Here is a 332-nt window from a genome sequence, read left to right as displayed (position 1 = left end):
CGACCGCCAGCCGGACGGCGTCCGGCTCGCGGATGGTGTCGGTGTTGCAGACCGGCTGCGGCACGCCGTCGACGACCTCGATCCGGCCGACGTTCTGGCTCGGACCGTCCCCCCACACCTCGGGGGCCGGGGTTCCGCCACGCGCCAGCTCGCACGAGAACGGCAGGAATTCGGACTCGAGCACGCAGTACGTGCCGTCGTTGGTCTCGAAACGGACGACGCGCTCGGGTGCGGTCTCGATCTGCGCGGCATGGGCGAGCGCTTCGGCATAGGTGCGGGGCGGCTTGGTCAGGTCGACCTCGCCTGACGGCGCCGGGTCGGCCGAGGGCGAC

At 72.3% G+C, this 332-nt stretch carries 1 protein-coding gene; it reads right to left on the bottom strand.

The genetic code is table 11. The features are described from left to right. A partial coding sequence (locus KSO97_RS17415) for a hypothetical protein (protein WP_232681944.1) occupies positions 1 to 332 on the bottom strand: 332 nt, incomplete at both ends.

It is taken from the genome of Nocardioides sp. R-C-SC26, assembly GCF_021246465.1.
In the GTDB taxonomy this organism is placed as follows: Bacteria; Actinomycetota; Actinomycetes; order Propionibacteriales; family Nocardioidaceae; genus Nocardioides.
This window is presented reverse-complemented; position numbering and strand designations above follow the sequence as displayed.